Origin of the sequence: Xanthomonas sp. NCPPB 3761, from assembly GCF_041475705.2 — a bacterium.
In the GTDB taxonomy this organism is placed as follows: Bacteria; Pseudomonadota; Gammaproteobacteria; order Xanthomonadales; family Xanthomonadaceae; genus Xanthomonas; species Xanthomonas phaseoli.
Genome location: NZ_CM191262.1, coordinates 4,178,950 through 4,192,739, shown reverse-complemented (window position 1 = coordinate 4,192,739; position 13,790 = coordinate 4,178,950). Strand labels below are relative to the sequence as shown.

Sequence of the window (13,790 nt, the reverse complement as noted above, 5' to 3'; positions counted from 1 at the left end):
TACATCCTCATGCGTTGTACAGCGTCAAGGGAATGCCGCGGCGGCGTTGATCTTCATAGGTGGCACGCACGTCGCGGCAGTATGGGCCGGACATGACAAAACGTCGGCAGATCGCCGGCCGCGTTTCGTAGATCGAGCAACACATGCGCGCAGCATCGATGGCCACGCACCAGCCTTCCTCGTCGCGCGCCATCACATGCCAGCCTTGCGGCGTCACGCTGGTGAGATGGTGTGGGATACGGTCGGATGGATCGACCATGACGGTGAGCCGGCAGCAGACGGCGTCGCAGCGTTCGCAGAGATTGTCGATGGAAAGGGCCAGATGAAATGAGGGCGACACCGGATTCCGGCCGCCCATGCACCATACACCCTGGACGCGCGCGGATGTGAACCAACAGCGCGTATGCGCATAGCTGCTGTGCAGGCGCAACTGCGCAGGTTCTCGGGTGCAGAGCTCGGCGACGAGCGTGTGCAGAATTTTGTGTAACCGTGGTTTGGGTTACCGCTGAGGAAGTCGCCCCTCGAACTGGATCGTAAAGCGGTTCAGCGCAGCCTTCCAGTCGCGGATCGGCAGCGTCCATTTCTTGGTGATGTTGCGCAGAGCCAGGTAGAACAGTTTCATCAAGGCTTCGTCGCTGGGGAACGCGCCGCGGTTCTTGGTCAGCTTGCGCAGGCTCATGTTGACCGACTCGATGGCGTTGGTCGTATAGATCACCTTGCGGATCTCCGGTGGGTAGTCGAAGAACGGGATCAGTCGTGACCAATTGCGCCGCCATGACTGGCTGATGGGCGGGTACTGGGCGTCCCACTTGGCCTCGAACTCGGTCAGTGCCTGCTCGGCCTCCTCGACGGTGGCGCAGGCGTAAATGCGCTTGAGATCGGCGGCAACCTCGGCGCGGCGTTTCCACGAGACGTAGTTCAGGCTGTGCCGCACCATGTGCACGATGCACAGCTGCACGGTGGTCTGCGGGAACACCGCCTCGATCGCCTCGGGAAACCCCTTCAGGCCATCGACGCAGGCAATGAAGATGTCCTGCACCCCGCGGTTGCGTAGCTCCGTCACGACTTGCAGCCAAAACTTGGCACCCTCGGCCTGCGCCAGCCATAGGCCCAGCACTTCCTTCTCGCCGCCCATGGTGATGCCGATGGCCAGGTACACCGCCTTGACCCGCACCGCGCCCTCGCGCACTTTGACGTGGATGCAGTCCAGATAGACGATCGGATAGACCGGATCCAGTGGCCGCGCCTGCCACGCCTTGACCTCCTCGACGACCGCATCGGTGACTGAGGAAATCAGACTCGGCGACACCTCGGTGCCGTACATCTCCTCCAGGTGCGACTGGATCTCGCGCACGGTCATGCCGCGCGCGTACAACGACAAGATCTTGTCATCGAAGCCGGCCCAGCGGGTCTGGTGCTTGGGGATCAGCTGTGGCGCGAAGCTGCCGTGGCGATCACGCGGAATCTCGATCGGCAGCTCGCCGAACTCGCCCTTGAGCGTCTTGCGGCTGCGTCCGTTGCGCGTGTTGCCGGCCGCGTTGGCGACCGGCTCATGCTTGTCATGACCGAGGTGTTCGGTCATCTCCGCGTCCAGCGCCCGCTCCACCAACCGCTTGGTCAGCTGCTTGAGCAGGCCGTTCTCGCCGATCAGATCCTCGGGTTTGGTGTAGTTGACCAACAGGCTGCTAAGCAGCTCGTCGGGTACCTCATGTGTGCGTGGGCTCATGGTGTCTCCGGGTTAGGTGGCAGTCTCCTGCCTGTGGCCCGGTTACACAAAATCTAGGACACGCCCTCGGCGACGGCGCTGGTTGCCGCACCGCTGCATGACCTCATTTGTGCAAGCACAGGTCACACCATGTCGCCGCGCGTATCGAGAGGGGCCACAGTTGCGCCGCATCTGGCAGAAATGGGAGTCCACACGCAATGCACCGAGTGGCCCGCCACTGTGTGTTCTGCGACACATGCGTTGCCTTTGTCGTTGATGTGCGAAGACGCTTTTCACCTGTGCCAACGCGGCGCACCGTAGCGTAGTGGCTCGCATCACGTCGTAGGACCACATATGAACACACCCAACCAGATTGCTTCTGCGCACGACCACGCCGAACACCGTGATCAAATGCAGCACGACCAGGCGCAGCACGAGAAGAAAAAGCAGGATGCACTGCAGGACGAAGCGGTGGAAGAAACCTTCCCGGCCAGCGATCCGGTGTCCCCGTTCGTACCGGCCAAGCCGCTCGACTGAGCCGATTGTCAGCGCTTGACGGTGCTACAAAACGCAGACGGCGCGGTCGAGGATCGCGCCGTCTGCGTTCATGCCATTTATGCACTCACGGCGTGAGCACCACCTTGCGGCAATCGTCCTGCTTCTTGTCGAACAGTTCGTAGCCACGCGCTGCGTCGGCCAGCGGCATGCGGTGCGAAATGATCGAGCTTGGCTTGAGCTGACCGTTGCCGATGCATTCCAGCAGATGCGGCATATGCTTTTGCACATGCGTCTGGCCCATCTTGAAGGTCAAGCCCTTATCGAACGCATCGCCAAACATGAAGGCGTGGATGAAGCCGGCATACACGCCAGGCACGCTCACTACACCGCAGCGGCGGGTTGCGGCGATGCACTGGCGGATCGCCACGCCGCTGCTGCCTTCCAGTTTCAGGTTGGTCAGTGCGGTTTCGATGGCGCTGCCTTCGGCCTCGAAGCCGACCGCCTCGATGCTGGCATCGACGCCGCGGCCATCGGTTTGCGAGACGATCACATCGGCCGGGTCGTCGATCTCGTCGAAATTGATCGGAATCACGCCATAGGCCTTGGACGCAAAATCGAGCCGGTATGCGTGCCGGTCGACCATGAAGATGCGCTCTGCGCCCAGCATGCGGCAGCACGCTGCGGCCATCAGTCCAACCGGGCCCGCACCGAAGATGGCGACGGTGGAGCCCTGCTTGACGCCTGCATCGACGACGGCCTGATACCCGGTCGGCAGGATGTCGGACAGGAACAACACCTGCTCATCGTGCAACGCATCGGGTACCACTAGCGGGCCGACATTGGCCTTTGGCACGCGCACGTATTCGGCCTGGCCGCCGGACAATCCGCCATACAAATGGCTGAAGCCGAACAGCGCGGCGGGCGGGCGCATGTCTTTGTGATTGAGTGCTGCGCCCTTGCCAGTATTGGTGGTCTCACACGCGGAAAATTCCTGCAGCACGCAGTGGAAACAGCGCCCGCAGGCGACCACGAACGGAATCACGACCCGATCGCCCGGCTTGACCGCCGTGACATCCGGGCCCACCTCTTCCACGATGCCCATGAATTCGTGGCCGAGAATGTCGCCTGGGCGCAGGTCGGGAATCTTGCCGCGATATAGATGCAGGTCAGAGCCACAAATCGCAGTGGCAGTGACGCGCAAAATCAGGTCGTCGCGTTCGACCAAGAGTGGGTCTGGCACAGTTTCCACGCGTACATCGTGTGAACCGTGATAGTTGAGGGCAAGCATGTCTGTCTCCTGTGGGCATTGGGACGCGGCAGCGCACTGCAGTGTTCGTGCAGCAGTGTTAAGCCCGTCAGCACGCTGCGTGCGCGTGGTGTGGACGCGCCTGACCCCCGACGCGGCGTTGATGCCCAGGTCACGCCTGGATAACCCCCGCGCTCGCAGGCTCGTGTGACGCGCTGGGAGGCAGGCATGCCACCTGCGCAAATGCATGCGAACCCGACAATCAACGACCACCAGACGCGACGAAAGAGCGCGATCAACAGGAGACAGCGATGGGACTTTTCAAGATGGTGACCGCCGGCGCCGTGGGCTACGTGGCGTACAAGGCCTGGCAGCGCCGGCAGGGGCAGGCGAGCGATCCACAGGATCTACGGAGCAGCGTATCCACGGTGGCCGGTAGCACGCCGCCTCACGGCGACCCGTTGCGCGACAGCGTGGGCGACGCCCGCGACCGCAAGCAGGCACTTGGTGCGCTGGCAGTGTTCAACGAGCACGAGCACACGCTTGCGCAGCTGGCGGTGGTCAAGGGTGTGGAAGGAGAGGTGCTGGCCTTCGCACGCAAGATGGGCGAAGCCCACAGCGCTGCGTTGACGGACCTCAGCCGGTTCGCGCCGGATCGCAATGGCACGCTGGGACAAGCCGCTGCTGCGGGCGCCGAGGGCCTGCGCAAGCGCCTGCAGGACCTGCATGGGCAGCAGTTTGAATCGCAGTATCTGCAGGCCAGCGTGGACAGCCACGAACAGGCGTTGGCCCTGCTCGACACACAGCTGAGCAGCGAGCCGGGCTCCAGCGACCTGGGCAAAGAGTTGCAGCGTGCACGCGAAACCATCGCCGAGCATCTGGAACATGCCAAGGCGCTGCGCGCCAAGCAGGGCCGGCCCCACTGACCACAGGCCGCCAGACAACGCGTCGAGGCAACAGCTCTGGCAAACCGTGAGAGCCGCAGGACTTGCAACCGACTCACCAGTTGTCCTATTCACCAGTTGTCCTATAGGGAGATCGCCATGGGCGAACCACAGGATGCGAGTCGCCAGCCCACCGATATGCACAGTGTGAGCATCAACGAGGAGTGGGAATTGCAGTACTGGGCGCGCGAGCTAGGGATGTCCGAAGACGATCTCAAGCGCGCGGTGCAGGAGGTCGGCAATGTAACGACCAAGCTGCGCGCCTATCGGCCACCGCATTGATGCGTTGTGCAGGAAGTGGAACAGGCAGCCAGACGCTGCCTGTTTTCTTTACGCGCCAGCGATTGCAAGCGTGGTCTGCTGTCTGGGCGGAAAGTGCATCTCATGCCATGCTCGTTGTACTGGGCCAGCCGTAGTCTGCGTCTGCCCGCCGCGCATCACGCAAGGCAACCAGCGCTTACCAGTGCAGTCGCTTCACAGGGTTTCCGGTGCAGTCTCGAATCCGGTCGCCTGCCGCTGCCACAAACTATCGAACACGCCACCACTGCCGCGCAGTTCCGCCGGGCTGCCGTCTTCGACGACGCGGCAGTCCTGCAGCACCACAATGCGATCGAAACCGATCACCATGGACAGGCGATGGGCGACCGCCATTACGATGCACTCGCGCGTCAGGTGATCCAGCGCAGCTTAAATTTCCGCTTCCGATTCGGTGTCCAGTGCCGAGGTGGCATAGTCCAGAATCAGGATCGGCGCATCCTTGAGAAAAGCGCGGGCGATACCCGCCGTTGCCGCTGTCCGCCCGACCACATCACACCACGCTCGCCCACCTGGGTGTCGTAGCCCTGGGGCAATTGCCGGATGAAGCATCGCAGAATGCATGCCGCGCCGCTTCGTGCACCTCGGCATCGCTGGCATCGGGACGTCCGTAGCAGATGTTGTCGCCGATGCTGCGATTGAACAACGCAGTTTCCTGCGGCACCACCGCACTCTTTTCGCGCAGGCTGTCCTGGCTGACCCCGCGGATGTCCTGCCCGTCGATCAGTACGCACCCGGATTCCACATCGTCCAGGCGCTGGATGAGGCAATCACGGTGGATCTGCCGGCACCGGAGGACTCTACGATGCCCACCTCTTGCCTGCCAGGAGCTGCAGGTTCAATCCCTCCAGCACTGCGGCCTGCTCGGGATAGGCAATCGCACCTCTTCGAAACAGACATCGCCTTCGGCCAAGGCCAGCAGCACGTCTGCATCGACGATGGCATGCGGTTGCAGCATGATCTGCAAGATATCGGGCAATGGCGCCCAGTTGCCGGGTGGTGTCCAGCAGGGTCTGCGCCGGATTGCGCGGGCCATGCCGGATGCGGAAGGTCAGCACACTGACCAATACCACATCGCCTGCACTCACCGCACCGGAACGCCAGGCAATGCGCTCGGATGTCCGCAAGGGCAAGCGAACGCGACGCGGTGTGCGCTGGTGAGCGCCGAGAATCAACGAACCCGAGCCAACAAGAAGCCCGCGTCGCTCGTCGGCGACGCGGGCATGGCAACAATCCGACAGCGTTACAGCGTGACTGCGCCGCCAGAGATGGTCAGCAAGGCGCCCGATGTGTAACTGGCGGTGTCGGCCGCCAGCATGACGTACGCCGATGCCAACTCGACCGGCTGACCCGGGCGCCCCATGGGTGTTTGCCCGCCGAAGTTTTCTACCGATTCCTCGTCCATGCCGGAGGGAATGAAGGGTGTCCAGATCGGGCCCGGCAGCACCGCATTGACGCGGATGTTCTTCTCCGCCAGCACACCGGCCAGGCCGATGGTGAGATTGGCCAATGCGCCCTTGGTCGCGGCGTAGGGCAGGATGTTGGGCGTCGGCTTCTTCGATTGCACCGAGGCAGTGTTGATGATGGAGCCGCCGTCGGTCATCAATGGCACCGACAGGCGCACCAGATTGAAGGCGGCATGCACGTTGGTATCGAACGTCTTGCGCCATTCGTCCAGGGTGATGTCGTCGAAGGTCTCGAAGTACTTCTGGTAACCGGCGTTGTTGACCAGAATGTCCAGGCCGCCCAGCGTGCTGTTGACCTTGTCGATCAAGGCGGCTGCCTGGCCAGGGTCGCTGATGTCGCATCCCACCAGCAGCGCCTTGACGCCGGCCTTTTCGATCAAAGCGCCAATGCGTGCCGCGTCCTCCTGCTCATCAGGCAGGAAGGCAATGGCCACATCGGCGCCTTCGCGCGCATAGGCAATGGCCACCGCAGCGCCTATGCCGCTGTCGCCACCGGTGATCAATGCGCGCTTGCCCTTCAACTGGCCGTGGCCGACGTAGCTGTCTTCGCCATGATCCGGGCGCGGGTCCATCTTCTCGGTGCGGCCGGGAAAGCTCTGCTGCTGTGGCTTGAAGGGCGGGCGTGGATAGTTGGGTACGGGCATCGTGGTCTCCTGGCAGTGGAAGTCGTTGGTCGCACGCCAGTGTCGTCATGCAAGCGTAAACATCCGGGCTAAACGATGTGCGCGTGGTGTGTGTTGCACAGCGCGCCATGTCCGTGGCAATCGACGATCGCGTGGCAAGCAGAACAGCGCGGCCGCACGCAAACTTCATGCGGTTTTGCCCGGGACACTCGATACTGCGCGCATCGTCAGGAGGTCATCCATGTTCTTGCGTCGTAACGGGCTGTCGTTGTGTCTGCTTGCGTTGACCATTTTCTTCATCGGTTGCCAGGTCTATGCCGGATTGCATGCGTACAACGACGAACTGCGCGAGCAGGGGCAGCCGACGCTGCTGCTGTCTGCGTATCTGCACAGCCCGCATTTCATGTCGGCATTGTTCGAAAACTGGGAGAGCGAATTCCTGCAGATGGGCATGTACGTGTTGCTCACCGTGAAGTTGCGGCAGGTGGGCTCTGCCGAATCGCGCCCGCTCGATCCGGCTGAAGAAAGCGTTGAGATCAAGCCCGGGACCACTCCGTGGCCGGTGCGTGCCGGCGGGATATGGCGACGGCTGTACGATCACTCGCTGGCCATCGCGTTCGGGGCGCTGTTCCTGATGAGCTTTGCGCTGCACCTGGTCGGCAGCTGGCGACTGGAGGTGGTTGAGCGTGCGCAGAAGGGCTTGCCGCCGATCACGGTCTTCGAGCATTTCACCAGCGCATCGTTCTGGTTCGAATCGATGCAGAACTGGCAGAGCGAGTTCCTGGCGGTGTTCTCGCTGGTGGTATTGACCATCTGGTTGCGGCAGAAGGATTCGCCGCAGTCCAAGCCGGTCGAGGCGCCGCATTCGCAGACCGGCGGGTAAGGCAGCTTGAACCTGTCGCCGGGCGGCGAGGCGGGCGCAGCCGGGCTTGTGCTCGCCAGTGTGGGACGTGCATCGCCAGGACGCACTTCACGCCACCACCGGGCTTCGTTCACCACCTCGCAATGTCTGCGCGCCTAGCGTTGGGGCATGACGACCACGCAGGAGATCAGCATGGGCAGCGAACCGAAAAAGCCATGGGGACCGGAAGACGATCAGAAAAAGCCGTTTACGCCACAGGAGCGTCGTAACGAGGATGTCGAATGGAAGGTGCACGACATGCCTGACGAAGACCCTGACGTCAACAAGGCCGATCCCGAACACGACTACGAACGACCGGACGGATCGGAAAAGCGCTGAAGCAAGTCACCAGGATCGCGAAACGCCCGCATTGCGGGCGCTTTTTGGTTGTATCAATGCAGCTGCCGCAACGCGTTGCATCTTGCCCGCGCCCACGCGCCGCACGATCGCCTAGTGATGATGGTGATACCCCACGTCAGCGGCGATCTTGCCGCGGAACACGCGGTACGACCACACCGTATAGCCGAGCACCAGCGGCAGCAGTATCACCAGGCCCACCATCGGAAAGATCTGCGAGGAGGGCGGCGAGGCCGCCTGCCAAATGGTGTAACTCGGCGGCACCAGATACGGCCACATGCCCAACACCAGGCCGACGAAGCCCAGCACGAAGATCGCCAGCGTCAACAGGAAGGGCATGGCGTCGCTGCGCGAGCTATCGCTGCTGCGCCAGAGCGCGAGCGCGACGCATGCAGTCACCAGCGGAATGGGCGACAGCCACCAGAAGTTGCCGTGCTCGAACCAGCGCGCCATCACATGCGAGCTCAGGAACGGCAGCCACGCGCTGACCAGCACGAGGAAGGTCACCACCACGCCCACCAGCGGCTTGGTCAGTTGCCGCGCCAGTGCATGCGTGCGCCCATCGGTCTTGAGGATCAGCCAGGTGCTGCCGAGCAGTGCATAGCCGAACACCAGCGCAGCACCGGTGAGGATGGTGAACGGGCTGAACCAGCCGAACACGCCGCCGGTGTAGCGCCCGTTGTCCAATGGCATGCCTTCCACCAGCGCGCCAAGGATGATGCCTTGCGCGAACGCGGTCAGGATCGATCCGGCGATGAACGACAACGTCCACAGCCGACGCGAGCGCTGCGCCTTGAACCGGAATTCGAACGCCACCCCACGAAACACCAGCGCCATCACCATCAACAGCACCGGCAGATACAGGCCGGACAGGATCACCGCATACGCCGTGGGAAACGCAGCGAATAGCCCCGCGCCGCCAAGCACCAACCAGGTTTCGTTGCCGTCCCAGATGGGCGCGGCGGTGTTCATCATCAGGTCCACCTCCTGTTCGTCGCGCGCGAACGGCGCCAGCATGCCCAGCCCGAGCACGAAGCCATCCAGCACCACGTACATCAGCACGCCGAAACCGATCACGCCAAACCACACCACCGGCAACCAGTGACTCAGTTCCATGGCGTGTTCTCCTGCTCCAATGATGTCTCTGCTGCAGACAGCGGGCGTGCCGGGGTGTGTTCGCCGCCGGCCACATCCGGCCCGTCGCGGCTGGGTTGCGGCCCGGCACGGACCAGCTTGGTCAGATAAAAGATGCCGAAGCCGAACACGAACGCGTAGCCCAGTAGATACACCAGCAGCGATACCGCCACCGTCGCAGTCGATTGCGGGCCTACCGCATCGGCCGTACGCAACAGCCCATACACCACCCACGGCTGGCGCCCGATCTCGGTGACGAACCAGCCGGCCACCAGTGCCGTGAATCCAGCCGGCAGCATGATGTTCCATGCCAGGATCAGCGGCCTGGCATGCAGGCGTCCACGCCACCACGCAATGGCCGAGATCCACGCCAGCAACAGCATCGCCATCCCCAGGCCCACCATGATGCGGAAGGCAAAGAACACTGGCGCCACCGGCGGCCGTTGATCGCGCGGCACCGACGTCAGCGGCGTAATGTCGCCGTCTGCGCTATGGGTCAGGATCAGGCTGCCCAGGCGTGGGATGGCCACCGCATAGTCGTTGCGCTCGGCCTCGGCGTTGGGCAGCGCAAACACCACCAACGGCACGCCGGCGCCATCGCCTTCGCTGTGCCAGTGCGCCTCCATCGCGGCGACCTTGAGCGGCTGGTGCTCCAGCGTGTTGAGCCCATGCTGGTCGCCCACCAGGACCTGGATGGGCAGCACGATGGCGGCAAATGCCACCGACAGGCGCAACATGCGGGCGCCGGCATCCACATGCAGCCCTTTGCGCAGATAGTAGGCGCCGACGCCGCCAACCACGAAGCAGGTGGTGATGAACGAACCCAGCGCCATATGGACCAGGCGATACGGAAACGACGGGTTGAAGATGATCTGCATCCAGCTGACCGGTTGCACGATGCCATTGACCATCGCGTAGCCACGCGGGGTATGCAGCCAGCTGTTGGACGACAGGATCCAGAACGTGGACACCAGCGTGCCGATCGCCACCATGCAGGTGGCGAAGAAATGCAGGCGTTCGGAAACCCGGCCCCAGCCGAACAGCATCACCCCCAGGAAGCTGGCTTCCAGGAAGAACGCAGTGAGCACCTCGTAACTCAGCAGCGGGCCGATGACACTGCCGGCAATGCGGCTCAGCTCGGGCCAGTTGGCGCCGAACTGGAAGGCCATGACGATGCCGCTGACCACGCCCATGCCGAAGGACACCGCAAAGATCCGCAACCAGAAGAAGTACAGCCGCTTCCAGGCCTCGTCGTGCGTGCGCAGCCAGCGCCATTCCAGAAAACCGAGCAGGTTCGCCAGGCCGATGGTGAAGGCCGGAAACAACACATGGAACGAAATGACGAAGGCGAACTGGATACGGGACAGCAGCAGCGCTTCCACAGGTGTCTCCTATGCCTTGCGGTATCCGGCGGCGCCGCCACGACGGCCGCGGAGTGGGGTGCCAGCCGGGCGAGGGCAAGCGCAGCTTGGGCCTGCGGCGTGCGCGCCGCGGGCACATGAGTACGCATGCCGCCACCGCGTGCGGTCATGGTGCCAATAACAAGCCTGCGCCCATCACACGCGGAAAAGAGTGAACTGGTGCACCGTGCGCCACCTTGCCGACTCAAAGAACCTGCGGACCCAAGGAGCCCAGCCAAGCACGAAAGGCCTGCACTGCATCGATCAAGCGAGCCCAATCGGTGGCCGCATCACGCCTGGCGTAAGTGACGCAGGCAACGCGGCGCCAGCCAGTCGGCGAACACGGCATTCATCGAGCCGGGGGTCAGGCACAGCGCATCGCGCACGGCCTTAACCGCGTCTGCATCAGTCAGGTCTGGACGCCTGTTATAGGCCGCGCAGACCGCGCGGATCGTGCCTTCGGGAATGCCGTCGAACGCGTAATAGCCAAGCTGGCCCCGGCGGTGCTCGCCACGCCAGTAGTCCAATTCGGTTTGCACATCGGCCTGCACGGGCGCCGAGACTGCGTGCATGGGACACCTCGCTCGCTGGATCGCGCGAGTGTTCGCCCCACCTTGGAAGGAATGCGTGAGCGTCTTGTGCACGCCCCCTCCACGGGCGGTGCGTAGGCTGTGGGTAACCCGGCGGACCCGATGCGGTTTCCTGACGGGTTCATGCGGCGCCATGCTGGCGTCGGCTTACGTCAGCCCCGGCTGATATCCTGGCCCCGATGCAGGCACGCAAGCGAGCTCAGCCAGCGCTCGATCAGGACGGCACCCGTCGTTGCACTGGCACGGCTGCCGCGGCAAACCTTGCACTCCTTGGCGTTTCGCCATTCTCGCAGCGGCAACCGGCCCAGAGCGTGACGCTTGGCACTGGCGCAATCGAGCGCTTCCATGCGTACTTCGCTCACGGCCGTCAGGGCGGGCTCGACAGGGGGGAGCGCCGCACCATCACAGAACGTGACAGCAGCAAGCAATTTCCGATGTGGTGTGTCAGCGCATTTCGCGCGACCGTCACAATTCTCAACTGAACATGTATCAGTCATTGCGGACAGAAGCGCTCATGGACCGTCTTTCCTGCGCCATCATCGACGACGACGTGGAGTTCTGCGATCAGGTGGTTGAACTCGCCACCGATAGCGGCTTCCGTGCCAAGGGCATCCACACCCTTGGCGAAGCCAGCCGCTGGCTGGACAGCAACTTTCCCGACCTGTTGGTGGTGGATGTTGGCCTGCCGGACGGCAGCGGTTTCGATCTGATCGAACGGCTCGACCCGGACCATACCCCACAGATCGTCGTGGTCTCGGGCGATTACGCGCGCGAAACCCAGGGCCGCGCACAGCAGTTCGGGGTCAGCGAATTCCTGACCAAGCCGTTCGCGCCCGAGCGCCTGGAGCGGGTGCTCGGGGGACTGCGCGAAGCGCAACAGGGCAACCTGGGCATCGTTGGCAACAGCGACAGCATCGTCATGCTGCGCAAGGACATCGTGCGCGTAGCGCCGACCGATCTGAATGTCCTGGTGACCGGCGAAACCGGCACCGGCAAGGATCTGGTGGCGCGCGCCATCCACCGTGTGTCCGGTCGTCGCGGCCGCTTCGTGCCGGTCAACTGCGGGGCCATTCCGGAAGAGTTGCTGGCCAGCCAGTTGTTCGGCCACGAGCGCGGCAGCTTCACCGGCGCCGACCGTCGCCATGCCGGGTTCCTGGAGCAGGCCGCAGGCGGCACGCTGTTCCTGGATGAAATCGGCGAGATGCCCAAGCGGCTGCAGGTGTATCTGCTGCGGGCGATCGAATCGCGCAGTTTCATGCGCGTGGGCGGCAACGAGGAAATCGCACTGGATGCGCGCGTGGTGGCAGCCACCCACCAGCACGTGCAGCGCGAGCAGGCGGTGCTGCGCGAAGACCTGTTCTACCGTCTCAACGAATACCCGATCCAGGTGCCGCCGCTGCGCGAACGCCGCGGCGATGCGCGCCTGCTTGGCTTACGCGCGATCGACGAGCTCAACGTCAAATACGGCAAGCGCAAGTTGCCGACCAAATCGTTGTTGCGCTACCTCGCCCACCATGTCTGGCCGGGCAACGTGCGCGAGCTGCGCTCGTTCATCCACTATCTGTATCTGCGCTCCGATGGCGATCTGTTGAGCGCCCCGGACGTGGAGCAGACCGTGCCCCAGGCGGACCAGGATGGCTTGCTGATCCCTGCCGGCTGGACCATGCGCCAGGCCGAAGACGCGATGATCGAATCGGCACTAGCGCGCACGCGCTTCAACAAAAAGGCCGCCGCGCGCGAACTGGGCATCAGCGTGCGCACCTTGCACAACCGTCTCAGCGACAAGGGCGCGGAGTGAGCGAGGCACCGCGTGGGCAGCGACGCGAGCTGCTGCACCAGTTGCGCAATCGTCTCAACGTGATGGGTTTTGCGTTGTATGCGTTGCGCAACGAAACGTCCAAACCGCTGGAAACGCTGCGCACGGCGCATCAGTCCGCCGTCGAATTGCTCAACCAGCTGGGCGAGCAAGAGCGCGCCCTGCAGCAGTCCGGCGTGGAACCGGACGATAGCGCCCAGCCCGCCTGCACGGATCAGTGATCGGCCAGCTCGGTCTGGTGGCTGAGCAAGCTGGTGATCGTGCGCGGGTTGTAGGGCTTCATGCAGTACGACAGATGCGCAAAGCGCTGCGGCAGCGTATAGCGTTCGTAGCCGGAGCAGAACGAAAACGGCACACCGCGCTCCATCAGCGCATCGGCGACCGGAAACACCGCCTGGCCGCGCACGTTGACATCCAGCAAGGCGCCATCGATGGCCTGGCCCGACGCCACCACTGAAAGCGCGTCGGGCACACTGCCGACCGGTCCCACGACACTGACGCCGGCTTCCACCAACAAGTCGTTGAGCGATTCGGCCAGCAAGTAATCGTCCTCGACCACGAGAATACGGCGGCCGGCGAGTGCAGTGTCGTGCATGACAGGCTCCAGAGCAGTGGCGCTTCAGGCAACGCGCGTGCGCATGGTGCTCCCAGTGCAGGTTAACGCGGCGCGCAAGCAGGCGCTTCCAAGACCGGTCTCTGCAGTGTGCGCACGCGATGCGCGGCGTGGTGCATGGCGGTCCACCGTGCTTTTACGCGATCATGGGCGATTGCGCTTGAACCCAGCGTTGCGACGCT

Annotated in this window: 16 protein-coding genes and 1 pseudogene; 8 read left to right on the top strand and 9 right to left on the bottom strand. The window is 63.5% G+C overall.

The window, feature by feature from the left end; translation table 11 throughout:
- Window positions 1–7: 7 nt before the first annotated feature.
- A complete protein-coding gene (locus tag ACCQ00_RS18245) occupies window positions 8–430 on the bottom strand; it encodes a YkgJ family cysteine cluster protein (RefSeq protein WP_099770644.1) in 423 nt (140 codons plus the stop codon).
- Between the two features lie 69 nt (window positions 431–499).
- A complete protein-coding gene (locus tag ACCQ00_RS18240) occupies window positions 500–1,726 on the bottom strand; it encodes an IS256-like element ISXax1 family transposase (protein ID WP_011345585.1) in 1,227 nt (408 codons plus the stop codon).
- A 333-nt stretch (window positions 1,727–2,059) separates the two neighbouring features.
- Here ACCQ00_RS18240 and ACCQ00_RS18235 point away from each other — a divergent pair, with 333 nt between their 5' ends.
- Window positions 2,060–2,242 (top strand): hypothetical protein, encoded by a 183-nt coding sequence (locus ACCQ00_RS18235; protein WP_039571486.1) that lies wholly within the window; start codon window positions 2,060–2,062, stop codon window positions 2,240–2,242.
- Between the two features lie 85 nt (window positions 2,243–2,327).
- Here ACCQ00_RS18235 and ACCQ00_RS18230 read toward each other — a convergent pair whose 3' ends face one another.
- Window positions 2,328–3,491 (bottom strand): zinc-dependent alcohol dehydrogenase, encoded by a 1,164-nt coding sequence (locus ACCQ00_RS18230; RefSeq protein ID WP_017160407.1) that lies wholly within the window; start codon window positions 3,489–3,491, stop codon window positions 2,328–2,330.
- 269 nt (window positions 3,492–3,760) lie between these two features.
- On the opposite strand from ACCQ00_RS18230, the gene ACCQ00_RS18225 reads away from it, so the two are divergent.
- Both ACCQ00_RS18225 and ACCQ00_RS18220 read left to right on the top strand, forming a co-directional pair.
- On the top strand, window positions 3,761–4,375 hold the full coding sequence (locus ACCQ00_RS18225) for a DUF4142 domain-containing protein (protein ID WP_372354001.1): 615 nt from the start codon (window positions 3,761–3,763) through the stop codon (window positions 4,373–4,375).
- 96 nt (window positions 4,376–4,471) lie between these two features.
- Window positions 4,472–4,675 carry a DUF3606 domain-containing protein gene (locus ACCQ00_RS18220; protein ID WP_180301643.1) on the top strand — a complete coding sequence of 68 codons (204 nt, stop codon included), beginning with the start codon at window positions 4,472–4,474 and terminating at the stop codon, window positions 4,673–4,675.
- Window positions 4,676–4,867: 192 nt separating this feature from the next.
- Here the strand turns inward: ACCQ00_RS18220 and ACCQ00_RS18215 are convergent.
- Window positions 4,868–5,811 (bottom strand): annotated as a pseudogene (locus ACCQ00_RS18215) (ABC transporter ATP-binding protein); the annotation flags it as partial.
- 140 nt (window positions 5,812–5,951) lie between these two features.
- On the bottom strand, window positions 5,952–6,818 hold the full coding sequence (locus ACCQ00_RS18210) for an SDR family oxidoreductase (RefSeq protein ID WP_039571493.1): 867 nt from the start codon (window positions 6,816–6,818) through the stop codon (window positions 5,952–5,954).
- 220 nt (window positions 6,819–7,038) lie between these two features.
- Between ACCQ00_RS18210 and ACCQ00_RS18205 the strand changes: the two genes are divergently transcribed.
- Together ACCQ00_RS18205 and ACCQ00_RS18200 are read left to right on the top strand one after the other, a co-directional pair.
- Entirely contained in the window at window positions 7,039–7,680 is a 642-nt protein-coding gene (locus ACCQ00_RS18205; protein WP_039571497.1) for a DUF6766 family protein, read from the top strand.
- Window positions 7,681–7,827: 147 nt separating this feature from the next.
- The gene (locus ACCQ00_RS18200; RefSeq protein ID WP_017157407.1) at window positions 7,828–8,037 is read left to right on the top strand and encodes a hypothetical protein; all 210 of its coding nucleotides are present in this window, start codon (window positions 7,828–7,830) and stop codon (window positions 8,035–8,037) included.
- A 111-nt stretch (window positions 8,038–8,148) separates the two neighbouring features.
- On the opposite strand, the gene cydB is transcribed toward ACCQ00_RS18200, so the two are convergent.
- The 3 genes from cydB to ACCQ00_RS18185 all read right to left on the bottom strand — a co-directional run bounded on the left by cydB (window position 8,149) and on the right by ACCQ00_RS18185 (window position 11,161).
- The gene (gene cydB / locus ACCQ00_RS18195) at window positions 8,149–9,171 is read right to left on the bottom strand and encodes a cytochrome d ubiquinol oxidase subunit II (protein WP_039571499.1); all 1,023 of its coding nucleotides are present in this window, start codon (window positions 9,169–9,171) and stop codon (window positions 8,149–8,151) included.
- On the bottom strand, window positions 9,162–10,571 hold the full coding sequence (locus tag ACCQ00_RS18190; protein ID WP_039571501.1) for a cytochrome ubiquinol oxidase subunit I: 1,410 nt from the start codon (window positions 10,569–10,571) through the stop codon (window positions 9,162–9,164). Before ACCQ00_RS18190 ends, cydB begins: the two co-directional genes overlap by 10 nt.
- A gap of 308 nt (window positions 10,572–10,879) precedes the next feature.
- On the bottom strand, window positions 10,880–11,161 hold the full coding sequence (locus tag ACCQ00_RS18185) for a hypothetical protein (RefSeq protein WP_039571504.1): 282 nt from the start codon (window positions 11,159–11,161) through the stop codon (window positions 10,880–10,882).
- Window positions 11,162–11,358: 197 nt separating this feature from the next.
- Between ACCQ00_RS18185 and ACCQ00_RS18180 the strand changes: the two genes are divergently transcribed.
- From ACCQ00_RS18180 to ACCQ00_RS18170, 3 genes are read left to right on the top strand one after another with little or no spacing between them, the layout of a single operon-like run.
- Window positions 11,359–11,661 carry a hypothetical protein gene (locus tag ACCQ00_RS18180; RefSeq protein ID WP_039571507.1) on the top strand — a complete coding sequence of 101 codons (303 nt, stop codon included), beginning with the start codon at window positions 11,359–11,361 and terminating at the stop codon, window positions 11,659–11,661.
- 32 nt (window positions 11,662–11,693) lie between these two features.
- Window positions 11,694–12,977 (top strand): sigma-54-dependent transcriptional regulator, encoded by a 1,284-nt coding sequence (locus ACCQ00_RS18175; protein WP_039571510.1) that lies wholly within the window; start codon window positions 11,694–11,696, stop codon window positions 12,975–12,977.
- A complete protein-coding gene (locus ACCQ00_RS18170; RefSeq protein ID WP_017157412.1) occupies window positions 12,974–13,216 on the top strand; it encodes a hypothetical protein in 243 nt (80 codons plus the stop codon). Before ACCQ00_RS18175 ends, ACCQ00_RS18170 begins: the two co-directional genes overlap by 4 nt.
- Here ACCQ00_RS18170 and ACCQ00_RS18165 read toward each other — a convergent pair.
- Entirely contained in the window at window positions 13,210–13,590 is a 381-nt protein-coding gene (locus tag ACCQ00_RS18165; RefSeq protein ID WP_039571513.1) for a response regulator, read from the bottom strand. The genes ACCQ00_RS18170 and ACCQ00_RS18165 overlap by 7 nt on opposite strands.
- Window positions 13,591–13,790: the final 200 nt, after the last annotated feature.